General features: G+C 67.7%; 23 protein-coding genes. 12 read left to right on the plus strand and 11 right to left on the minus strand.

The genetic code is table 11. The features are described 5' to 3' along the window. Nucleotides 1–21 precede the first annotated feature (21 nt). Complete coding sequence (locus ACWDSI_RS05400) at nucleotides 22–777, minus strand: oxidoreductase (protein ID WP_449747379.1); 756 nt, start codon at nucleotides 775–777, stop codon at nucleotides 22–24. Between the two features lie 175 nt (nucleotides 778–952). Here ACWDSI_RS05400 and acs point away from each other — a divergent pair, with 175 nt between their 5' ends. From acs to ACWDSI_RS05415, 3 genes are all read left to right on the plus strand, one after another. Further along, entirely contained in the window at nucleotides 953–2,902 is a 1,950-nt protein-coding gene (acs, locus tag ACWDSI_RS05405) for an acetate--CoA ligase (RefSeq protein ID WP_449747378.1), read from the plus strand. A gap of 95 nt (nucleotides 2,903–2,997) precedes the next feature. Then, a complete protein-coding gene (locus tag ACWDSI_RS05410) occupies nucleotides 2,998–3,555 on the plus strand; it encodes a phage holin family protein (protein ID WP_449747377.1) in 558 nt (185 codons plus the stop codon). A gap of 3 nt (nucleotides 3,556–3,558) precedes the next feature. Further along, entirely contained in the window at nucleotides 3,559–4,509 is a 951-nt protein-coding gene (locus tag ACWDSI_RS05415; RefSeq protein ID WP_449755895.1) for an alpha/beta fold hydrolase, read from the plus strand. Nucleotides 4,510–4,545: 36 nt separating this feature from the next. On the opposite strand, the gene ACWDSI_RS05420 is transcribed toward ACWDSI_RS05415, so the two are convergent. Next, nucleotides 4,546–5,124, minus strand: coding sequence for a TetR-like C-terminal domain-containing protein (locus tag ACWDSI_RS05420; protein ID WP_449755896.1), 579 nt, complete (start codon nucleotides 5,122–5,124; stop codon nucleotides 4,546–4,548). 141 nt (nucleotides 5,125–5,265) lie between these two features. Here ACWDSI_RS05420 and ACWDSI_RS05425 point away from each other — a divergent pair, with 141 nt between their 5' ends. Continuing rightward, nucleotides 5,266–6,246 (plus strand): DUF5692 family protein, encoded by a 981-nt coding sequence (locus ACWDSI_RS05425; protein WP_449755897.1) that lies wholly within the window; start codon nucleotides 5,266–5,268, stop codon nucleotides 6,244–6,246. An 84-nt stretch (nucleotides 6,247–6,330) separates the two neighbouring features. Here ACWDSI_RS05425 and ACWDSI_RS05430 read toward each other — a convergent pair whose 3' ends face one another. Genes ACWDSI_RS05430 through nth form a run of 4 tightly spaced genes read right to left on the minus strand, consistent with a single transcriptional unit; the run spans nucleotide 6,331 to nucleotide 9,849 of the window. Further along, nucleotides 6,331–7,533 (minus strand): MarP family serine protease, encoded by a 1,203-nt coding sequence (locus ACWDSI_RS05430; protein ID WP_449755898.1) that lies wholly within the window; start codon nucleotides 7,531–7,533, stop codon nucleotides 6,331–6,333. Continuing rightward, nucleotides 7,530–8,318, minus strand: coding sequence for an NUDIX hydrolase (locus tag ACWDSI_RS05435; RefSeq protein WP_449755899.1), 789 nt, complete (start codon nucleotides 8,316–8,318; stop codon nucleotides 7,530–7,532). The genes ACWDSI_RS05430 and ACWDSI_RS05435 overlap by 4 nt, the downstream gene beginning before the upstream one ends. Beyond that, the gene (locus ACWDSI_RS05440; protein WP_449755900.1) at nucleotides 8,315–9,070 is read right to left on the minus strand and encodes a TlpA family protein disulfide reductase; all 756 of its coding nucleotides are present in this window, start codon (nucleotides 9,068–9,070) and stop codon (nucleotides 8,315–8,317) included. The genes ACWDSI_RS05435 and ACWDSI_RS05440 overlap by 4 nt, the downstream gene beginning before the upstream one ends. Then, nucleotides 9,070–9,849: an endonuclease III gene (gene nth, locus ACWDSI_RS05445; protein ID WP_449755901.1), complete on the minus strand. Its 780-nt coding sequence runs from the start codon at nucleotides 9,847–9,849 to the stop codon at nucleotides 9,070–9,072. The genes ACWDSI_RS05440 and nth overlap by 1 nt, the downstream gene beginning before the upstream one ends. Nucleotides 9,850–9,965: 116 nt before the next feature. Here nth and ACWDSI_RS05450 point away from each other — a divergent pair, with 116 nt between their 5' ends. After that, a complete protein-coding gene (locus tag ACWDSI_RS05450; protein ID WP_449747411.1) occupies nucleotides 9,966–10,178 on the plus strand; it encodes a hypothetical protein in 213 nt (70 codons plus the stop codon). A 172-nt stretch (nucleotides 10,179–10,350) separates the two neighbouring features. After that, nucleotides 10,351–11,025, plus strand: a complete 675-nt coding sequence (locus ACWDSI_RS05455) for a Crp/Fnr family transcriptional regulator (protein ID WP_449747369.1) — start codon at nucleotides 10,351–10,353, stop codon at nucleotides 11,023–11,025. A gap of 94 nt (nucleotides 11,026–11,119) precedes the next feature. On the opposite strand, the gene ACWDSI_RS05460 is transcribed toward ACWDSI_RS05455, so the two are convergent. Genes ACWDSI_RS05460 through ACWDSI_RS05470 form a run of 3 tightly spaced genes read right to left on the minus strand, consistent with a single transcriptional unit; the run spans nucleotide 11,120 to nucleotide 12,625 of the window. Beyond that, on the minus strand, nucleotides 11,120–11,971 hold the full coding sequence (locus ACWDSI_RS05460; protein WP_449755902.1) for an MBL fold metallo-hydrolase: 852 nt from the start codon (nucleotides 11,969–11,971) through the stop codon (nucleotides 11,120–11,122). A gap of 1 nt (nucleotide 11,972) precedes the next feature. After that, a complete protein-coding gene (locus ACWDSI_RS05465) occupies nucleotides 11,973–12,449 on the minus strand; it encodes a RidA family protein (RefSeq protein WP_449747367.1) in 477 nt (158 codons plus the stop codon). Nucleotides 12,450–12,460: 11 nt separating this feature from the next. Continuing rightward, entirely contained in the window at nucleotides 12,461–12,625 is a 165-nt protein-coding gene (locus tag ACWDSI_RS05470) for a hypothetical protein (RefSeq protein ID WP_449747366.1), read from the minus strand. Between the two features lie 43 nt (nucleotides 12,626–12,668). Between ACWDSI_RS05470 and ACWDSI_RS05475 the strand changes: the two genes are divergently transcribed. From ACWDSI_RS05475 to ACWDSI_RS05485, 3 genes are read left to right on the plus strand one after another with little or no spacing between them, the layout of a single operon-like run. Further along, nucleotides 12,669–13,700 carry an ArsA-related P-loop ATPase gene (locus ACWDSI_RS05475; RefSeq protein ID WP_449755903.1) on the plus strand — a complete coding sequence of 344 codons (1,032 nt, stop codon included), beginning with the start codon at nucleotides 12,669–12,671 and terminating at the stop codon, nucleotides 13,698–13,700. Next, nucleotides 13,700–14,794, plus strand: a complete 1,095-nt coding sequence (locus ACWDSI_RS05480) for an ArsA family ATPase (protein WP_449747410.1) — start codon at nucleotides 13,700–13,702, stop codon at nucleotides 14,792–14,794. The genes ACWDSI_RS05475 and ACWDSI_RS05480 overlap by 1 nt, the downstream gene beginning before the upstream one ends. Before the next feature lie 7 nt (nucleotides 14,795–14,801). After that, entirely contained in the window at nucleotides 14,802–15,602 is an 801-nt protein-coding gene (locus ACWDSI_RS05485; RefSeq protein ID WP_449747364.1) for an alpha/beta fold hydrolase, read from the plus strand. Here the strand turns inward: ACWDSI_RS05485 and ACWDSI_RS05490 are convergent, their stop codons facing one another. After that, nucleotides 15,603–15,914 carry a WhiB family transcriptional regulator gene (locus ACWDSI_RS05490; protein ID WP_449755904.1) on the minus strand — a complete coding sequence of 104 codons (312 nt, stop codon included), beginning with the start codon at nucleotides 15,912–15,914 and terminating at the stop codon, nucleotides 15,603–15,605. Nucleotides 15,915–16,175: 261 nt separating this feature from the next. Between ACWDSI_RS05490 and ACWDSI_RS05495 the strand changes: the two genes are divergently transcribed. The 3 genes from ACWDSI_RS05495 to ACWDSI_RS05505 are packed head-to-tail and all read left to right on the plus strand — an operon-like array spanning nucleotide 16,176 to nucleotide 20,377. Beyond that, on the plus strand, nucleotides 16,176–18,623 hold the full coding sequence (locus ACWDSI_RS05495; protein ID WP_449747362.1) for a penicillin-binding protein: 2,448 nt from the start codon (nucleotides 16,176–16,178) through the stop codon (nucleotides 18,621–18,623). 60 nt (nucleotides 18,624–18,683) lie between these two features. Next, nucleotides 18,684–19,685 carry a metallophosphoesterase gene (locus ACWDSI_RS05500; RefSeq protein WP_449747361.1) on the plus strand — a complete coding sequence of 334 codons (1,002 nt, stop codon included), beginning with the start codon at nucleotides 18,684–18,686 and terminating at the stop codon, nucleotides 19,683–19,685. Further along, entirely contained in the window at nucleotides 19,682–20,377 is a 696-nt protein-coding gene (locus ACWDSI_RS05505) for a haloacid dehalogenase type II (protein WP_449755905.1), read from the plus strand. The genes ACWDSI_RS05500 and ACWDSI_RS05505 overlap by 4 nt, the downstream gene beginning before the upstream one ends. Before the next feature lie 108 nt (nucleotides 20,378–20,485). Here the strand turns inward: ACWDSI_RS05505 and ACWDSI_RS05510 are convergent, their stop codons facing one another. After that, the gene (locus ACWDSI_RS05510; RefSeq protein WP_449755906.1) at nucleotides 20,486–20,968 is read right to left on the minus strand and encodes a hypothetical protein; all 483 of its coding nucleotides are present in this window, start codon (nucleotides 20,966–20,968) and stop codon (nucleotides 20,486–20,488) included. Between the last annotated feature and the right edge of the window lie 159 nt (nucleotides 20,969–21,127).

Genomic DNA, 21,127 nt, shown 5'->3' on the forward strand with positions numbered 1-21,127 from the left:
CAAAAACCTCAGTGCTGCCAGTCAGGCGGAACGCGCCGCGTCCGCAATCGACCGGGCCTCGGCGGCGCCGGCCACAAACGCCTCACAGCAGAAGATGATCCAGCGCCGAAGGGCGTCGGGGTCGCCGGTGCCGAATGCCGCCGACAATTCGCGATACTCGCCGACCCGTTTGAGCCAGGTCACCTCGGGCACGCCGAGATTGTGCGGATCGAGGCCCGTCGCCGCGCTGGTCAGCCGTGACGCGGCCCGGGCAACCACACCGTTCGCCGTCTCAAAGGCGTTCAGGCTCAACAATTCACCGTGGACCACAGCGGCCAGAACGGGCGCCGGCGCACTCGTGGCCCCGGTGATGAGCTGACCCAACAGGTCCAGGCGGGCGGCCACGTCCGCGCCCGGTCGCGGACGTCCGAGGGCCTCCGGATCGTCGACGAGGTCGGCGGCCGCGAGTACGTGCAGCCGCGCGAACGCCTGCGCGGGGGCGCGGCGGAACACCGACGTCAGCGACTCCAGCGCCTCACCATCGAGCGCCTGCGCAACCCGCATGGCACCGGCCAGGATCGGATCGTCGAAGTCACCGTCACGTCGTAGTTCCACACTGCCGCCGTCGATCGCCGCCGACGAACGCCCGGCCCGCCACGACGCCTCGGTGGCGGTTTTGTCCCACCCCCGCAAGTTCGCCGGATGCCGGTGGACGGCGGTCACCGCATCGCGCGCCTCGCCGGCGGCTGCGACGACGCCGGGCAGGTCGAGCAGGGGCGCCAGCGGATCGTCGGTCACTCGTGCAACGGTAGCCGTACCGTTCGTCGCGCCAGAACAGCCACTCCCCGCAGGGACCGGGAGGAGGTGTCTGCAACCGCTTTCCAACGTGACTACCCTCACAATGAGAGCCCGCATCCGGTCGCGTCACCACCGGTGAACCGGAGTCGTCGAGAGTGAAAGGCCTGTGCACCAGATGTCCACCACCACCCACCCCGCCCAGTCGTATCCCCCGTCGCCCGACTTCGTCGCCCAGGCCAACGCCACCGAAGAGATGTACGCACACGCCGACGCCGACCGTCTCGAGTTCTGGGCCGAGCAGGCCCGGCGTCTCGACTGGGACACCGACTTCGGCGAGGTACTCGACTGGTCGGACGCACCGTTCGCGCGATGGTTCGTCGGCGGCAAGCTCAACGTGTCGGTGAACTGCGTCGACCGCCACGTCGCGGCGGGCAAGGGCGACAGAGTGGCCATCCACTGGGTGGGCGAACCCGGAGACACCCGCGACCTCACCTACAACCAATTGCTCGCCGAGGTGTCCAAGGCGGCCAACTACTTCACCGAGATCGGCCTGCAGGCCGGCGATCGCGTGGCCATCTACATGCCGATGGTGCCCGAGGCCATCATCTCGATGCTGGCCTGCGCGCGTCTGGGCCTCACCCATTCGGTGGTGTTCGCCGGATTCTCCGCGGGCGCGCTGCGCTCGCGGGTCGACGACGCCGAGGCCAAACTCGTCATCACCACCGACGGCCAGTTCCGCCGCGGCAAGCCGGCCCCTCTCAAGACGGCCGTCGACGAGGCGCTCGGCACCGGGGCCGACGCCGCGGCGTCGGTGGAGAAGGTGCTGGTGGTGCGCCGCACCAATCACGACCCCGATCTCAACTGGGTGCAGGGGCGCGACGTGTGGTGGGAGGACAGCGTCGGCGAGTCCTCGGATCACCACGAACCCGAGGCCTTCGACGCGGAGCATCCGCTGTTTCTGCTCTACACCTCGGGCACCACCGGCAAACCCAAGGGCATCGTGCATTCGTCGGGTGGCTACCTCACCCAGGCCAGCTACACGTTCCACTACGTCTTCGATCACAAAGAGGGGCGCGACGTCTTCTGGTGCGGCGCCGACATCGGCTGGGTGACCGGACACTCCTACCTCGTCTACGGCCCGCTCTCCAACGGCGCCACCGAGGTGGTCTACGAGGGCACCCCGAACTCACCCGACGAGCACCGTCATTTCCAGATCATCGAACGCTACGGCGTCACCATCTACTACATCGCGCCCACACTGATCCGCACCTTCATGAAGTGGGGTCGTGCCATTCCCGATGCACACGATCTGAGTACGCTGCGGCTGCTCGGTTCGGTCGGTGAGCCGATCAACCCGGAAGCCTGGAAGTGGTATCGCGAGGTGATCGGCGGCGACCGCTGTCCCATCGTCGACACCTGGTGGCAGACCGAGACCGGCGCGATCATGATCTCCCCGCTGCCCGGTGTCACCGCCACCAAGCCCGGGTCGGCGATGGCGCCGCTGCCCGGCATCAGCGCCAACATCGTCGACGACAACGGCACCCCCGTGGGCGCCGGCGAGCAGGGTTACCTGGTGCTCGACAAGCCGTGGCCGTCGATGCTGCGCGGCATCTGGGGCGACGACGACCGGTTCCGCGAGACCTACTGGTCGCGCTTCGCCGAGCAGGGCTGGTACTTCGCCGGCGACGGTGCTCGTTACGACGACGACCACGCGCTGTGGGTGCTCGGCCGCGTCGACGACGTCATGAACGTGTCGGGCCACCGGATCTCCACGGCCGAGGTGGAGTCGGCACTGGTGGGTCACTCCGGGGTGGCCGAGGCCGCGGTGATCGGCGCCGCCGACGAGACCACCGGGCAGGGCATCGTGGCCTTCGTGATCCTGCGGGAGGGCATCATCGATTCCGGCGATCAGCTGATCGCCGAGCTGCGCGAACAGGTGTCGGTGGAGATCTCCCCGATCGCGAAACCCCGCGAGATCAATGTGGTGCCCGAACTCCCAAAGACCCGCTCGGGCAAGATCATGCGGCGCCTGCTCAAGGACGTGGCCGAGGGCCGTGACCTCGGCGACACCTCGACACTTGTCGATCCGTCGGTGTTCGAGGCGATCCGCGCACGCAAGGCCTGACATCGGCGCCACCCGCAGATCTGCGGGTGGCCCGCCACCCCCGGACGCGCCGCATGGCAACATAGCCGGGGAGACCGTCAGACACGGAGGATGCAGTGAGCGAACCCGGCCAGACCATCAACGGTAGTTCCGCGGGAAAGGGGTCGACCGGCGCGGTTCCGTCGATTCCGCTCACCGATGCCGACCGGCCGTCGGGCGCGGAGCCGAGCATCGGTGCCCTGGTCAAGGACGCGACGACGAGCGTGTCCACCTTGTTCCGGTCCGAGGTCGCCCTGGCCAAGGCCGAGGTGGTGCAGGAGGCGAAGAAGGCCGGTGCCGGCACCGGCCTGCTCGCGGTCGCCGGCGTCATGGCGCTGTACGCGAGCCTGTTCTTCTTCATCTTTCTCGCCGAACTCCTCGACACCTGGGTGTCGCGGTGGCTGGCCTTCCTCATCGTGTTCCTGCTGCTGGTGCTCGTCACGCTGATCGCCGCGTTCGTCGGGTATCTCTTCTTCAAGCGGGTGCGTGGGCCCAAGAAGACCATTGAGAGCGTCAAGGATGTGCAGACCGTGCTCCCCGGTCGTCACAACGATCTCGCCGCCCCGGTGCGCTCGGGTGCCGCCACCGACCCATTGAGTGATCACCCGAAGATTCCGCCGGCTCGCGAGGGGTGAGGGTTGGCGGTCGGGATTGATCCGTCGAGTGTCCGGCTGCCCGGACCATGGCGGCATTTCGACGTCCGCGCGAACGGGGTCAGATTCCACGCAGTGGAAAGCTCCGACTCCCCCGCACACGTCGACCGCCCGCTCGTGCTGCTGCTACACGGGTTCGGCGAGTTCTGGTGGAGCTGGCGTAACCAGATCACCGACCTGGCGGCAGCCGGATATCGGGCCGTCGCAGTCGATCTGCGCGGATACGGCGACTCCGACAAACCGCCGCGGGGCTACGACGGATGGACCCTGGCCGGTGACGCCAATGGCCTCATCCGGGCGCTCGGGCACACCGACGCGACCCTTGTCGGCCACGCCGACGGCGGCCTGGTGTGCTGGGCCACCGCCACCTTGCATCCGCGTGTGGTGCGGGCGATCGCGGTGATCGCGTCACCTCACCCGCGGGCACTACGCCACGACGTGGTGCGGGACCGGCCACAGCGTGACGCCTTTCTCGGCGGGTTCCTGCGCAATCAGCTGCCGCGGCTGGGCGAGCGGCAACTGACCCGCCACGACGGCGCCTTCGTGGCCGACTACTTCGCCCGGCGTGCGGGCGAATCATGGCAGCGCACAGACGATTACGCCACCGCGGTGGCACACAACCGGTCCGCGATCCAGATTCCCGGTGTGGCCCACTCCAGTCTGGAATACCGCCGCTGGGCGTTTCGGTCACAGTTCCGCCCGGACGGGTACCGGTTCATGGAGTTGATGGATCGGCCGCTGCACATTCCGGTCCTGGCCCTGCGCGGAGCCGACGACGCGTTCATCACCTCCGACGTCATGACGTCGAGCGCCCGGTGGGCTCCGGAATTGCGGTACCGCGACATCGACGGCAGCGCCCACTTCGCGCATCAGGAGCAGCCCGAGCAGGTCACCGACCTCGTCGCCGAGCTCCTCGAACGGCCGCCGGCGGACTGACCCGGCGACCGGTACACGCAGCGCGGTCCACCCAACTCAATCCCAGATCGGGCGGGCGGCCAAGCGCGTCAAGGTTTCTCGCACCGACCCGTGCAGAACGTACTCGAGGTCGGCGACCAATCGGCCCGGATCGTCGCGCATGTCGCGCGCCAGCCAATGCAGCACATGACCCAGCACCGTGAGGGTGTAATGGTCGATCGCGAAGTCGCGGTCGGCGGGCGAGAGCACCAGATCGCCCTGCACCTCGTCGACGATCGCGCTCATCATCTGTCGTAGCTGTCCGAAGAGGAAGTGTTCGGTTTCGGCCAACCGCAACGAGCGCAGCACCGCATGCACCTGTTCGCGGTGGCTGCACATGTATCTCAACATCTCGAGCAATCCGTCGGCCCAGCTGTCGTAGTGGGCACGGGCCATGATCTGATCGGCGACCTCCACCCGGAACATCCACGCCGCCAGGTCGTAGACGTCGGAGAAGTGTGCGTAGAAGGTCTGCCGCGACACCCCGGCCGCTGTTGCCAGACCCGAGACGGTGACCTTGGCCAACGGAGTGGTTTCCAGTGCAATTGTGAGGGCGGCGGCCAGCAACTCCTCGGTACGCCGCGCGTCCTGGGTCACCGCACCTCTCCCGTCCGCCCCGGCCCTGACACATCGGCCGATCTGTCCATGGTGTGGTGGTCCGCGCCGGACCTACCATCACAAGTATCGCCGGTCGCAGGGCCAAACAGTTCCTCGACGACGGCGCGGGATGTGATGAAGATGTTCCTCTACGAATCGATCCCCTGGTATTCGTGGATCGCCTGGTTCGTCGTTCTCGGCGCACTGATCGGACTCAACGAGGTCACCCGCCGATGGAAGTGGGTGGGAATGGCGTTCTTCGTGGCGCTGCCGATCGTCCTGACCATCTTCGTCTGGCCGGTCACCTCGGCCGCGGGAACGTCCACCGGAACGTGGTTTCACTGGGTGAAGGTGTACTCGTCGCTCGCCGGTGTGCTCGGCTTCATGGCGATCCGGTACGTGCCGCGTTTCGCCGCCAACCGGTGGTGGCTGATGTTCCCGCCCGCGATCCTGGCGATCAACATCCTCGAGGCATGCATCCGCGACTTCCAGGTGGGAGCGATGCACGCCGACGGTGTGGTCGACGGTGTGTTCATGGTGTCGGGACCGTGGAATTACCTCAACGGCATCGCCGGTCTGCTGAACCTGCTCACCATCTGCGGGTGGATGGGAATCTTCGTCTCACGCGACAAGAGCCGAGACATGATCTGGCCGGACATGATGTGGTTCTGGATCATCGCCTACGACCTGTGGAACTTTGCCTACGTCTACAACTGCGTCGGGGACCACTCGTTCTATGCCGGTGCGGCACTTCTGATCTCGTGCACCATCCCGGCGTTCTTGATCAAGCGTGGCGGGTGGATGCAGTTCCGCGCCTCCACCTTGGCGCTGTGGATGATGTTCACCATGGCGGTGCCGGCGTTCGTCAGCACATCGTCGTTCTCGGTGCAGGCCTCGCATGATCCGGCCGCGCTGTGGACGGTGTCGCTGGTCTCGCTCGCGGTGAACGTGGCGGTGGCGGTCTACCAGGTGTACCGGATCGTCAGCCGCAAGCTCAATCCGCTGACCCAGGAGCTCTACACCGACCATGCCTCGTATCAGGCGGTGGTGGCGGCGAACCTCACTCCTGCGGAGGTCGGAGCGCACGCAGCCATCCCCACCGGCAGCGGCGCACATCGCTGATCACCGGACACCACGACGCCGGTCGGCACCTCCGCCGACCGGCGTCGCCCCATCACTGTGCACGGTCGTCACGGTGCACGGTCGTCACGAATGCACGCACTCTCCGGTACTCGCGCGCGCGGTGCGCTTCTCGGAGACGTCGAAATCGGTCTGTACCTGTTTGGCGGTCAGCACGAACCCGGTGTCGTCGGCCGTATCCTCGGCCGCACCGAACACCACGCCGAGCACCTCGCCACCGGCATTGATCATCGGCCCGCCCGAGTTGCCCTGACGGATCTGACCACGCACGGTGTACACCTCGCGCAGTACCTGCTGCCCGCGATAGATGTCGGGTCCCGACAGGTTGATCACCTCGCGGACGCGCACGGCGGTGGCGGTGAACGGGCCCGCCTCCGGGTAGCCGAGCACGATGGCGTCGGCACCACTCGACGCCGGGGTGGCGGCGAACTGCAGAGCGGGGGCACGTAGGCCCGGTACGTCGAGCACCGCGACGTCGTTGCGGCTGTCGAAGAGCACCACCTTGGCGGCCCGCACCACACCGGAGGTGGTCTCCACCTGGAGCCGTCGCGTACCGGCCACCACGTGCGCATTGGTCATCACCCGCTCGGGCGACACCACGAATCCGCTGCCCTCGAGCGCCTGCTGACAACTCGGTGCCACGCCCTCGATCTTGACCACGCTCGGACGGACCTGCGCCACCACCGGGAGGCCGATCAGACCGGGGTCGGGTGGACCCACGGAGGTCACCGGCGTCTGAACATACGGACCGATCACCTCCGGCAGACCCGAATCGTCGAGCAGCGGACCGAGTTGCTTTCGCGGCAGATCCCGCAACCAGGTAGGTGCCATCGAGTCCACCCCGCCGAGCACGGCCGAACCCCGTACCGCACTGGCGATCTCCGGCGAGGTCGCACGTTGCAGCGGGATGGCGAGCAGCCAGGCCGCCACCAACACCGCCACCACCTGGAGCATCAGACCGATCACGCTGTCCACGTGCCGCAACCCCGACGAGCGGATGCCGCCGCGCGCCGCGCGCCCGAGGACCATCCCCGACACCTCGCCCACCACGACGAGCGCCACCACCAGACCCACCCCGACCAGCAGTCGGGTCTCGCGATCGCTGAAGCGCGAAATGATGTGGGGCGCAAGCAGAATTCCGGCTACCGCGCCGAGGATCACCCCGATCATGGCCAGTGCCGACGAGACGGCTCCCTGCCGCCAGCCACTGACCGCGGCGAGCAGCGCGATCCCGATGACGATCAGGTCGACCCAGGTGGATCCGCTCACCGGTCACCGCCCGAGAACGGAAAGCCGCTGCGTTGCGGGGAACCGGCGAGTTCGATCGTCTCCTCGAGGGGGCGCACGTCGGAGCGATCCCAGGGCACGTCCCACCCGGCGGTCTGGCTGATGGCGTCGATCAGCCCTCCGGTGAAACCCCAGACCAGCAGCCCGTCCACCAGGAACGCCGGACCCTGATACGCCTTGGCGCCGAGCACCGATCGGCGCACCTGGAATCGGTTCTCGGGGGCCAGCATCCGGCGCAGATTGACCCGCACCACGCGTGAGGTCTCCCCGGGGTCCATCACCCGCACCGGTCCCGGTTCCCGCCAGTGCCCCACCACCGGCGCCACGTCGAAACCCGACACCGGCACCGGAAAACTCGGCAGGGTGGCCACCACGTCGACACCGGAATCGAGCAGCCCGGTCTCTTCGGTCGCCTCGCGCAGTGCGGTACCCACCGGGTAGTCGTCGCCGGGGTCGGCGGCGCCGCCCGGGAACGCCACCTGTCCGCTGTGCTGACGCAGGGTCGACGCGCGCTCGGTGAGCAGCACATCCGCGTCGGTGGGCAGGCCTCCGGGGTAGGTGGGGTCGAAAGTCCAGGCGCCACCGAACAACACGAGCACGGCGGCGTCTCTGCGGTTGCTGCCGAGCATCGCCGCCCACCGCGTGCGATCACCGCCCCGGTTCAACACGGCGTCGGAGACCGCACCCACATCCCCGGTGAGCCGGCGCAGCCAGGGCGGGATCCGGTCCTCGGGGACCAACGGTCCCACCCGGTGATCGGGGGTCACGTGGTCACGCCCAAATGCTCGCGGACCGTGGCGGCCACCTCGTCGGGATCGTCGAACACTCGCGGCTCCACCGCGGCAACCGACCCGTCCGGCCGGATCAGGATCGTCGACGGATACACACGCGGGGCCCGCAGCGCCGCGGCCACCGCGCCGTCCACGTCGAGCACGACCGGCAGATGCACGCCCACCTCCTGCAGAAACTGCAACACCAGGTAGGGATTCGTGGCGCCCTGACGGTCGTGCACCGTCAGAACGGTCACCTTGTCGCCGGCGCGGCGCGCATAGTCGGCCAACACCGGCAACTCCCGGCGACACGGCAGACACCACACCGCCCACATGTTCACCACCAGCGGCTTTCCCGCGGTACCGACTCCCAGATCGTACGGCGCACCCGTCGCCAGACACGGGGCGACGACGCCTCGCAGCGCCGCTGCGGCGACCTCCGGCAGGCCCGTCTGCGGGCACGGTTCGATAGCGGCGGCGGCGCGGGCCTGCGCGAGCTGCTCGTCGCCGACCTGCGCGCTGGGCACTGCGGGGACCCCCGACGGCGGTGCGATCCCGGTGCCCGACGACGGGTCGGAACCGCCGCGCGGCCAGATCGCGACGATCAGGGCGAGCATCACGACGACGAACACCAGAGTCCACCGCGCGGCCGGCGGAAATCGGGGAGATCGCGGGGAGGTGGTCTCCGCGGACGGGTCGGGACGCGGGGTATCCGACCCGGGTGCGGGTGTCGTCGACGGTGCGTCCACTACGCGGAAATCCCTGCCAACTCCAGCAGATGGTCGGTCTCGGGCCCCTTGACGAGCTTGGCGGCCTCCGCTTTGTCCATCGGCCCCAGACCCACCGACGGGCAGTCCTTGGCCAGCACGCACACACCGCACGCCGGTCTGCGGGAGTGGCACACCCGACGGCCGTGGAAGATCACCCGATGCGACAGGTCGGTCCACTCCTTGCGTTCGATCAGCTCCCCGACCGCGTGCTCCACCTTGACCGGATCGGTTTCCGACGTCCATTCCCACCGCCGCACCAGTCTGCCGAAATGGGTGTCGACGGTGATGCCGGGCACGCCGAACGCGTTTCCCAGCACCACATTCGCCGTCTTGCGGCCGAAGCCGGGCAGGCTGACCAGTTCGGGCAGCGTGTGCGGCACCTGTCCGTCGAAGCGTTCGAGCAGCGCCTGACCGAGTCCGATGATCGAGTTCGCCTTGTTGCGGTAGAAGCCGGTCGAACGGATCAGTTCCTCCAACTCGACGCGGTCGGCGGCGGCATAGTCGGCGGCGGTGCGGTATCGGGCGAACACCGCCGGGGTGACCTGGTTCACCCGCACGTCGGTGCACTGCGCGGAGAGGATGGTGGCCACCGACAACTCGAGCGGCGTGGTGAAGTCGAGCTCGCAATACACGTGAGGGAACGCCACCTTGAGCGTCCGGTTCATCCGGCGTGCACGCCGCACCAGGCCGAGACGGGTTTCTTGCCGGCCGACCGCGGCGGGTCCACCGTTATCGGTGGCGGCCTTACGTGCGTTCATCTGTTTCAGGTTAGCCATCGGGCGCAGTGGACAGGTCGCAGACGGTTGGTAACAACTCCATCAAGGCGGCCGTTCCGGTTAGGCCGTCCGTCGACGCCCGGTGTTTACTGTTGGCTATGCAAGGACTCGCCGTGCTGCTCTTCCCGGCCGTGTTGATGCTCTTCGCACTCGGCATGGAGCGGGTCCAGGCCCGCACCGACCGGCTCAGCGTCACCCGGGACAACGTCGAGGAATTCTTGCAGTCCGCCGACGCCCACAACGTCGACACCCTCGCCAGGGACGGTTTCCCGGCGGCACTCGACGAACTGCGGGAACGCCGCGCCGGCTGACATTCCACTCCGCGGACGCCGTGCTCCCTTCCTGAGACGGCCGTTGTGCCGCGAACACGCTCGCGCACCCAAAGGTCCGCCAGTGACGCACTCAACACATATGCTGGGCGGCAGACTAGAGTTGTGTGGTGCGCGTGGGGTTCGCGTGCGCAAGGATCAGAAAGGTTCCCAGGTGGAGGAAGTACTGGCGAGGGCGGGAATTTTCCAGGGCGTCGAGCCCACTGCCGTCGCGGCGCTCACCAATCAGCTCCAGCCCGTGGATTTTCCGCGCGGACACGTCATCTTCCACGAGGGAGAGCCGGGCGACCGGCTGTACATCATCCTGTCGGGCAAGGTGAAGGTGGGCCGCCGCTCCCCGGACGGTCGCGAGAATCTGCTGACGATCATGGGGCCGTCGGACATGTTCGGTGAGCTGTCGATCTTCGACCCGGGCCCCCGTACCTCGTCGGCGACCACGGTTACCGAGGTCCGCGCCGTGTCCATGGATCGCGACGCGCTGCGCGCCTGGATCAAGGACCGTCCCGAGATCGCCGAGCAGTTGCTGCGCGTGTTGGCCCGCCGCCTGCGCCGCACCAACAACAACCTCGCCGACCTGATCTTCACCGACGTGCCCGGTCGTGTAGCCAAGCAGCTGCTGCAGCTCGCGCAGCGTTTCGGCACCCAGGAGGGCGGCGCGCTGCGCGTCACCCACGACCTCACCCAGGAGGAGATCGCTCAACTCGTGGGCGCCTCGCGTGAGACCGTGAACAAGGCCCTGGCCGATTTCGCGCAGCGCGGGTGGCTCCGGTTGGAGGGCAAGAGCGTGCTGATCGCCGACTCGGAACGCCTCGCCCGCCGCGCACGCTAGGTTTTCGGCCCTCGGAGGGGTGGTTTCGACAAGCTCAACCAGCGAAGAGCAGCTCAACCAGCGGCTGTTTTCCCGCTGATCGAGCCTGTCGAGATCACTCGCCGCGCAGGTAGGCCAGTTGGGCCTTCACCGACATCCGCGCGGCAGGCCACAGTTTCTTGTCGACGTCGGCGTACACGGTGCGGACCACCTTCATCGGCTTGGCGTCGCCGGCGGTGACACCCATCTTCTCGAGGGCGGCGGTGATCTGGTCGATGCGTTCCTCGCGGTGCGTCTTGTAGAAGCGCGCCACGGGTTCGAGTTCGGGATGGTCGGGCCCGTGCGCGGGTAGCAGCGCCGCATCGGCCCCTTCGACGATGAGCCTGTTGAGGGAGTTCAGGTAGTCGCGCAGACCGCCGTCGGACGGGTCGAGGACGGTTGTCCCGCTACCCAGGATCGTGTCGCCGGTGAGCATCGCGCGACCCCGATCGCCCTCGACCGCACCGTCGCACTCGACGAGGAAGCTCACCGAATCCCCGGTGTGCCCGGGCGTGTGGAACACGGTGATCCGCAGTCCGGCGGCCTCGATCACCTCACGATCGGCCAGCGGTTGCCCCCCGCCCCGGCAGAACTCCCGCAGCCGGGCCCGGGTGGGCGCCCCCGTCTTCTTGTGCAGCGCCTTGATGGCCCCGGTGTGGTCGAAGTGCCGGTGGGTGATGAGTGTCAGCGCAATCCCGGGCTGCTCTGCGATCCGACCCACGTGATCCTTGGCCTTGCGCGGACCGGGGTCCACGATCACGCACTCGGGGTTCCCCGGAGCGCGCAACACGTAGGTGTTGGTGCCGTCGAGTTCCATCATCCCGGGGTTGTCGCACAGCAACACCGAGGCGAATGGCGTCACCTCCCGCAGCACGCCGTAGGCCGGGTGCACGGCCACCGGGTCGGGAGTGCCGGGCGAAGTGGTCACGTCAGGACTCCGGGGTCACCTCGACGATGAGTTCGATCTCGACCGGGGACCCGAGCGGCAACTCCGCGACGCCGACCGCCGACCGCGCGTGCACACCGGCCTCGCCGAAGATCTCGCCGAGCAGATCCGATGCGCCGTTGAGCACGAGCGGCTGATCGGTGAAGCCGGGTGCCGATGCCACGAAGCCCACGACCTTCACGATCCGGGTCACCGAGTCGATGCCGACCAGCCCGTCGATCGCGGCGAGCGCGTTGATCGTGCAATGCCGGGCGGCGGTTTCGGCCTCCGGCGGTTTCACCACTCCCTCTGCCCCGTGACAGACCTTGCCGTGGATCTCGAGTTGGCCGCCCACGAAGGGCAACTGTCCCGAGGTGTACACGAGGTTGCCCACGCGGACCGCGGGTACGTAGTTGGCCACCGGCTTCGGCGCCGGCGGCAGCGCGATGCCGAGGTCGGCGAGACGTTGTGTCCAGGTCATGGCTGCTCCCGTCATCCCTTCGGTCGCTTGAGGTACGCGACGTGCTGCTCGCCGGTGGGACCGGGCAGAACGCTCACGAGTTCCCAGCCGTCGGCGCCCCAGGTGTCGAGGATCTGCTTGGTTGCATGCGTCAGGAGAGGCACCGTCGCGTACTCCCACACGGTCACTTCAGTCATGGACCCAGACTATCTGGTGGCTCCGGATGGCTAATGTGAACCTGTGGTGGACACAAGCCCCGTCTCAGACACCGACGGTCTAACGGACAACGTCTGGCCCGAGAGCGCGGCACGGGCGCGCCTGCACTTCGTCTCCGGAAAGGGTGGCACCGGGAAAACCACGGTCGCAGCCGCCCTCGCCCTGGCGCTGGCCGCCGACGGCAAACGGGTATTGCTGGTGGAGTGCGAGGGCCGTCAGGGGATCGCCGGACTCTTCGACATGCCGCCGCTGCCGCCGCAGGACACCCGCATCGCGACCGCCGAGGGCGGCGGTGAGGTGTCGGCACTTGCGATCGACATCGAGCACGCACTCCTGGAATACCTCGACATGTTCTACAACCTCGGCTTCGCCGGCCGGGCGATGAAGCGGATCGGCGCCATCGACTTCGTCACCACGGTGGCGCCGGGACTACGTGACGTGCTGATCACCGGAAAGATCAAGGAACGCATCATCCACACCGACAGGCGCGGCAACCGGGTGTACGACGCGGTGGTGGTCGACTCCCCGCCCACCGGCCGGATCGGCAGCTTCCTCGACGTCACCACCGCCATGGCCGACCTCGCCAAGACCGGCCCGATCCGCAACCAGAGCGAGTCGGTGGCGCGACTGCTGCACTCAGAGGAGACGGTGGTTCACCTGGTGACCCTGCTGGAGGCGATGCCGATCACCGAGACGATCGAAGCGGTCGACGAACTGCGCGGCAACAACGTCAGCATCGGCAGCCTGATCATCAACCGGGTCAGCCCCGTTCACCTACCCGCCGATCAGATCGACGCCATCGCCGAAGGCAACATCGACGCCCCCCGCGTCGCGTCGAGTCTGGCCGAGGCCGGGGTGCCGGTGTCGGACGCCGACCTGGCCGGGCTGCTCACCGAGACCATCGAGCACGCGACACGGCTGCAGGCGCAGCAGGTGGCCAAGGCGCAGCTCGACGAGGTCGAGATCCCCACGCTCGAACTTCCCGCCCTCGGCGACGGCATCGACCTGGGCTCGCTCTACGAACTGGCCGATCTGCTGCAGAAGGCGGGGGCGTGATGCCACTCGATCTCAAGATGGGTTCGGTCCTCACCGACCCCGAGACCCGCGTCGTGATCTGTTGTGGCTCAGGTGGAGTGGGCAAGACCACCACCGCCGCCGCGATGGCGCTCTACGCGGCCGAACACGGGCGCACGGTGGCGGTGCTGACCATCGACCCGGCCCGCCGCCTCGCGCAGTCACTGGGGATGAGCGAACTGACCAACGATCCGCAGCCGGTGCCCATGGACGGCCCCGGCACGCTCGACGCGATGATGCTCGACATGCGGCGCACGTTCGACGAGATGGTGCTCGAGTACTCCACTCCCGAACGCGCCGAGGCGATCATGGAGAACTCCTTCTACCAGACCGTCGCCTCGTCGTTCTCCGGCACGCAGGAGTACATGGCGATGGAGAAGCTCGGCAAACTCCTCGAACAGAAACGGTGGGATCTCATCGTCGTCGACACCCCGCCGTCGCGCAACGCGCTGGATTTTCTCGACGCTCCCGCGCGTCTCGGTTCGTTTCTGTCCGGGCGGCTGATGAAGGTGCTCGTCGGCGGCGGCCGCGGCGTGGGCCGCATGGTAACCGGTGCGATGAGTCTGGCGATGCGCGGGGTGTCCACCATCATCGGGGGCGAGATGCTGCGCGACGTGGCCACTTTCGTCCAATCCCTCGACTCGATGTTCGGCGGCTTCCAGGAACGGGCGCTCAAGACCTACGAGCTGCTCAAGCAGCCGGGCACCCGGTTCGCGGTGGTGGCGGCCGCCGAGCCGGATGCGCTGCGCGAGGCGGCGTTTTTCGTCGACCGGCTCAGCGAGGAGAGGATGCCGCTGGCCGGACTCATCCTCAACCGAACACATCCCAATCTCACCTCCATCTCCGAGGAGGTGGCCCAGGTGGCGCTCACGCGCGTGTCCGACGAGCTGACCCGCGGCGTGCTGCACGTGCACGCCGATCGCGCGGAGACCGGTAAACGCGAACTGCACCTGCTGCAGCGCTTCACCGCGTCGCACCCGACGGTGCCGATCGTCGGCGTGCCGTCGCTGCCGTTCGAGGTGGCCGACATGGAGGCGCTGCGCGCGGTGGCCGAGCAGATCACCGGCCGGGGCTGACCCGACGATGCGCCCGGCGGGCACGCCCGCACCGAGGCTGCGTGGCTTCGACGGCGGCTACGTCGACGTCGCCGGACACCGCGAATGGCGTGAGGTGGCCGGCACCGGGCCGCCGGTTGTGTTGTTACACGGCGGATTCGGTGGCGCGGCGTCCTGGGCGCTCACCGCGCCGCGGTTGGCGGAGTCCGGATTCGAGGTGCACGTGCCCGAACGTCGTGGCCACGCCCGCACTCCCGATGTCGCCGGACCCATCACCTACGCGGCGATGGCCGACGACACCATCGCCTATCTGCAGCGGCACGTCGGCAAGCCGGCCCATCTCGTCGGCTGGAGCGACGGTGCGGCGGTGGCACTGCTCACCGCCCGCGATCGCCCCGACCTGGTGTCACGTCTGGTGCTGATCGGGCAGTACTACAACTCCTCCGGCCGCGCCACCGGCGGCCCACTGCGTTCGGCACTGTCGTCGCCGCAGGTCACGGCGTCGCTGCGCGCGCAGTACGGAGCACTCTCCCCCGACGGACCCGACCATTTCCCGGTGTTCCACGAGAAGATGATCGCGATGTTCGACGTCGGACCCGAGATCGACCTCACGACGCTGCGTTCGGTGGCCGCCGACACGATGGTGATGCAGGGCGACCATGACGAGGTCACCCTCGAGCACAGCCAAGAGGTGGTGGCGGCGATCCCGCGGGCCCGACTGGCCGTGCTGCCGGGTTCTCACATGATTCCGGCAGAGCAGCCCGACGCCGTCAACGCGCTGCTGATCTCGTTCTTACCGAACGGCTTTCCGCCACCGCTGTGGCGCTGATCAGACAGCGCTGGCCTGCTGGCGACGACGCTGCGCGGCGAAGAACGCCGCCCACGAGGTCACCTCCGGGTGCTGACGCAGCAGCGCACGCCGCTGACGCTCCGTCATCCCACCCCACACCCCGAACTCGACACGATTGTCGAGAGCATCGGCTCCGCATTCCAGTTGCACCGGGCAATGACGGCAAATGGTCGCGGCCTTGCGTTGCGCGGCCCCCCGAACAAACAGATCGTCGGGGTTCTCGCCGCGACAGCGCGCGTTGGACACCCAGGTCAATCGCGCTTCGTTGGTCGATACCGCCGCTGTTGCCATGTTCCGACCCCTGTTCTGTCGTCACCGAGATATCCCGGCCACTTCATCTGAGGAATGTTAACTGAGTCACATTCAGCCCTCAATCTAGGGTTATGTGCATTGCGACGCAACCCCCGGCCCGAAAAAAGTGGCACCATCGTGCAGACACCGAGATCGGGCCGCGATCTCCGTCGAATCGCGCGGCGTCACCGATTCGCAACACCCTCTGCGGCGGGGCTGAGCTGCGTCTCAGGAATCACCCGTATCCTGTCCGTTGTGCCGATGTCGAAGAAGCTGGGTCCGCTCGCCGGTGCATGCGCATTGGCCGGCGTGCTCGTCGCCGGATTGCTCTATCCCGTGGCCAGCGGCGTCGGTCTCGCGTCCAACCGCGCGGCCTCCGCGGTGGAGAACGTCTCGTCGGATCTGCTGACCGGAACTCTGCCCGAGGTCACCACGATGACCGACGTGTCGGGTAAGCCGATCGCGCAGCTCTTCGACCAGTACCGCTACCAGGTGGGCTACAACGACATCGCGCCCGACATGATCCGGGCCATCATCTCCATCGAAGACCGCCGTTTCCTCGAGCACGACGGCGTCGACTGGAAGGGCACCATCCGTGCGGCCCTGAAGAACTCGTCGTCGGGAGAGGTGCAGCAGGGCGCGTCCACCCTCGACCAGCAGTACATCAAGAACTATCAGTTGCTCGTGCTCGCGCGTACCGAGGCCGACCGGCAGGCGGCCATCGAGACCACCCCCGCCCGCAAGCTGCGCGAGGTGCGGATGGCGCTGACCATGGAGCAGTCGCTCACCGATCAGGCCAAACGCAAGGGTCTCGACGACGCCGCCGCCAAGCAGGAGGCCAAGAAGGAAATCGTCACCCGCTATCTCAACGTGGTGCCCTTCGGAAACAACTCGTACGGCATCGAGGCCGCGGCGCAGACCTACTTCGGCAAGCCCGCCAAGGACCTGCAGGTGCAGGAGGCCGCGTTGCTGGCGGGCATGGTCCAGTCGAGTTCCGCGCTCGATCCCTACACCAATCCCGAAGCCGCGCTGTCACGCCGCAACGTCGTGCTCGACACGATGATCGAGAACTTCCCCAATCGTCGAGACGAACTCGTCGCCGCCAAGAAGACCCCCCTCGGGGTGGTGCCGTCGCCGCGGATACCCACGCAGGGCTGCATCGCCGCCGACAACAACGGCTTCTTCTGCGACTACGCCATGCAGTTCCTCGCCGAGAACGGCATGTCCCGCAACACGGTGATGCGTGGCGGCTACATCATCCAGACAACCCTGGACCCCGACGTCCAGCGCACCACGGTGCGGGCGGTCAAGAACAACGCGAGCCCCGACGCCGACGGCGTGGCCGACGTGATGAGCACCATCCGGCCCGGCACCAACTCGCATGACGTGGTCTCGATGGCGTCGAGCCGCAACTACGGCCTCAACGCGAACGCGAACCAGACCGTCCAGCCACAACCGTTCTCGCTGGTCGGCGACGGCGCGGGGTCGGTGTTCAAGATCTTCACCGTCGCCGCGGGCATGGAGAAGGGCCTCCCGATCAACTCCAACATCCCCGTGCCCGGCTCGATCGCGGTCGAAGGCATGGGCGACAGCGGCGGCGCGTATGGCTGTCCCGCCAACTACTACTGCGTCAAGAACGACGGCAAGTATCCGGCGTCGATGTCGGTCACCCAGGCGCTGGCGCAGTCCCCGAACACCGCGTTCGTCAAATTGCTGCAGCAGGTGGGCGTCAAACCGACCGTCGACATGGCGGTGCGGCTGGGGATGCGGTCCTACACCGTGCCCGGCTCGTCGGGTTACGGCGACAAGAGCGTCGCCCAGTACGTCAAGGACGGCAACCTCGGTTCGTTCACTCTCGGACCGTGGCCCATCAACCCGCTCGAGCTGTCGAACGTCGCTGCCACCCTGGCGTCGGGTGGCGTGTGGTGCCCGCCCAACCCCATCAAGTCGATCAGCAAGATCAAGCGTGATCAGTACGGCAACCCGGTGATGGGTCCGGACGGCAAGCCGGCCGTGAGCGCCATCCCGTTCAACGCACCCAAGTGCGAGCGGGTGGTCGAGGCCGGATTGGCCAACACCCTCGCCAATGCGATGAGCCAGGACGACAAGGGCGGCGGCACGTCGGCCGGTGCCGCCGGGTCGGTGGGCTGGAGCTACCCCATGTCCGGCAAGACCGGCACCACCGAGGCCCACCGGTCGGCCGCCTTCGTCGGCTTCACCAACGAACTCGCCGGCGCCGCCTACGTCTACTCCGACGGCCCCAACCCGTCCGGGGTGTGCTCGGGTCCGGCCCGGCTGTGCGGCGAGGGCGACATCTACGGCGGCATGGAACCGGCGCGCACCTGGTATCAGGCCGTGATGCCGGTGGCCACCAAGTACGGTCCGATCAGTCTGCCGCCCACCGACCCGCGTTACCTCAACGGAAACGACCGGGGCCGGATACCCCAGGTGAGCGGTCTGCAGGCAAGTGATGCCACCGCCCGGCTGCAGTCGGCCGGGTTCAAGGTCAACCAGCTCGAAGTGGACAGCAGCCGTCCGCAGGGCACCGTGGTGTTCACCGCTCCCTCGGATGCGGCGATGCCCGGCAGCGTGATCACGATCTATGTGAGCAATGGCCGACAGCAATCCGGCGGCGACAGCAACGGTCCCACCCAGACCACGGTGCAGGTGCCCGGCGTCGGGCCGGTGGTGATCCAGCTTCCCGGCTGACGTCGTCGCCCGTTTCGCTCACCGCCGTGACCGGCGGCGGGCTGCGGGTATCCTGGTGAGATGCACAAAGCCGACTCCGGATCCGCGTGGCGCCCGAGCCGCGCCGACCTGACCTCCACCGGTGTCGCCCGCTCGCTCGGCGCCGCCGCGGGCGTCGCGGCCGCCGGCCTGTTCTACTCGACGGTCATCGAACGCAACGCATTCACGTTGCGGCACACCACAATGGCGGTTCTCGAACCCGGCGCGACGCCGCTGCGTGTGCTGCACATCAGCGATCTCCACATGACACCGAACCAGCGCGTCAAGCAGGCGTGGGTGTCCGAGCTGGAATCACTCGAACCCGACCTGGTGGTCAACACCGGCGACAACCTCGCCCACCCGGCGGCGGTACCGGCGGTGATCCAGTCACTCGGCGGCCTGCTGTCGCGGCCCGGACTGTTCGTGTTCGGGTCCAACGACTACTTCGGCCCGCGCCCCAAGAATCCGTTCCAGTACTTCGACAGCCACCATGAACGCACCCACGGCGCCCCGTTGCCGTGGCAAGACCTACGCGCGGCGTTCATCGAGCGCGGTTGGCTGGATGCGACGCACACCGTGCGTGAACTCGAGGTCGGTGGCGTGCGCGTGGTGGCCGCCGGAGTCGACGACCCGCACATCGAACGCGACCGCTACGAGACCATCGCCGGACGGCCCAACCCGCTCGCACATCTGCGGTTGGGCCTCACCCACTCCCCCGAACCCCGCGTGCTCGACCGGTTCGCCGCCGACGGCTACGACCTGGTGATGGCGGGTCACACCCACGGCGGTCAGCTGTGCCTGCCGTTCGTGGGAGCGCTCGTCACCAACTGTGAGATCGACCGATCCCGGGTCAAGGGCCCGTCGGCCTGGGGCTCGACGATGAAACTGCACGTGAGCGCCGGTCTGGGCACCTCACCATGGGCGCCCGCACGGTTCTGCTGTCGTCCCGAGGCCAACCTGCTGACCCTGACGCCGGTGTCCCACGGCGATGCGGAGTTCGACGAGGAGCACTCGCTGCCGCAGTTGGCCACCGAGAACAGGTGACCGCCGACGGCGTCCGCGTCCTGGCCTTCGACACCTTCGGCACACTCACCGACTGGTTCACCGGAATCAGCGATGCCGTGGCCCGCTCGGGGTTGGGCGTCGATCCCGCCGAGTTCACACGCGACTGGCGCAGCCGCTACGCCCCGATACTGGCCCGGGTCGAGTCGGGTGAACTGCCGTGGGCGAATCTCGATGCGCTGCACCACATCACGCTGCGCGATACGGCCCACCACTTCGGCGTCGAGGTTGATGACGACGCCGCCGCGAGCTTGGTTCGGGCCTGGCACGAGCTCCCCGCCTGGCCGGACGCGACCCCGGGTATCCGCAGACTCCGCACGCGCTTCGTCGTCTGCGCGCTCAGCAACGGCGACGTCCGGCTCCTGGTGGATCTGGCCCGCCACAACGACTTCGGGTGGGATCTCGCCGCCGGCGCGGATCTGTGGCAGCACTACAAGCCGTCACCCGAAACCTATCTGGGACTGGCACGCCTGATGCAGGTGGAGCCTGCACAGGTGATGATGGTGGCCACCCACCAAAGTGATCTCGACGCAGCGAGATCGAACGGTCTGCGCACCGCCTTCGTCGCGCGCCCGGACGAATGGGGCGGCGCGGCAAAGGACGATTCCGGCTCACCGGCGAACGACGTGCACGCCGGCGACGTCCTCGACCTCGCCGACAGGCTCGGCGTCTGAGCATCCACAACAGGCGATCGACACAGGCCTCGGGCGACACAGGCCTCGGGCAAGACGTCGTCGGAGGACGTCTTGCCCGAGGCGGAGTTGTGGCATATCAGGGGTGTCTCACCACAGGTTGTAGGAGACGTTGACGTTCGGGTGGCCGGTGGCGACGTTGGCGTTGATCCAGTACTGACCCGATCCCTGCCCGTTGACCCCGGTCATGGCCGTGTTCACGTCACCGCGGATGTTCGCGACGTTGTAGGTCGCGATCGGACCGAAGGCACCCACGCGGTAGTTGACGAAGCTGGTCAGGTAGGGGGACATCGGCGCGTTCGCGGTGACCACCTCGGTCGCCCCCGGCGCCAGCACCTGCTGGGGGGCGTTGACCCACTGCCCGCTACCCGGGGTGGAACTGACCAGCCACTCGTAGCGGTCGGTGTGATTGGTGATGGTCATCGCCGTGGTGGGTTCGCCGGGACGGTTGATCGGCATCGTGCCCGCATGTGCGGCGCCGACACCGGCCGTGGCCAGTCCGCCGGCGATGGCGACTCCGGCCACCGCAGCGGCAACCCGGCGGGAGGTGATCTTCGAGGTGATGGTGCTCATGGTGACTCCTTGGGTGATCCGGTCCGGGCGGGCCGGGGACTTCCTTCTGACACCACTGACTTTGCCGCTCCAACACCCTTTCCGAACTCCCCCGACAAGCCGATCAACCGGGTGAATCCCACCTCCCCCAATCGGTGGACACCGGCCACCACCGGCCTC

Source organism: Gordonia sp. NPDC003429, from assembly GCF_053588575.1.

Coding starts and splice junctions, on each gene's coding strand:
- ACWDSI_RS05490 (WP_449755904.1), bottom strand. CDS start 15,914: ATGGCAACAGCGGCGGTATCGACCAACGAAGCGCGATTGACCTGGGTG.
- ACWDSI_RS05425 (WP_449755897.1), top strand. CDS start 5,266: ATGTTCCTCTACGAATCGATCCCCTGGTATTCGTGGATCGCCTGGTTC.
- ACWDSI_RS05485 (WP_449747364.1), top strand. CDS start 14,802: ATGCGCCCGGCGGGCACGCCCGCACCGAGGCTGCGTGGCTTCGACGGC.
- acs (WP_449747378.1), top strand. CDS start 953: ATGTCCACCACCACCCACCCCGCCCAGTCGTATCCCCCGTCGCCCGAC.
- ACWDSI_RS05465 (WP_449747367.1), bottom strand. CDS start 12,449: ATGACCTGGACACAACGTCTCGCCGACCTCGGCATCGCGCTGCCGCCG.
- nth (WP_449755901.1), bottom strand. CDS start 9,849: ATGAACGCACGTAAGGCCGCCACCGATAACGGTGGACCCGCCGCGGTC.
- ACWDSI_RS05495 (WP_449747362.1), top strand. CDS start 16,176: ATGTCGAAGAAGCTGGGTCCGCTCGCCGGTGCATGCGCATTGGCCGGC.
- ACWDSI_RS05500 (WP_449747361.1), top strand. CDS start 18,684: ATGCACAAAGCCGACTCCGGATCCGCGTGGCGCCCGAGCCGCGCCGAC.
- ACWDSI_RS05510 (WP_449755906.1), bottom strand. CDS start 20,968: ATGAGCACCATCACCTCGAAGATCACCTCCCGCCGGGTTGCCGCTGCG.
- ACWDSI_RS05470 (WP_449747366.1), bottom strand. CDS start 12,625: ATGACTGAAGTGACCGTGTGGGAGTACGCGACGGTGCCTCTCCTGACG.
- ACWDSI_RS05480 (WP_449747410.1), top strand. CDS start 13,700: ATGCCACTCGATCTCAAGATGGGTTCGGTCCTCACCGACCCCGAGACC.
- ACWDSI_RS05450 (WP_449747411.1), top strand. CDS start 9,966: ATGCAAGGACTCGCCGTGCTGCTCTTCCCGGCCGTGTTGATGCTCTTC.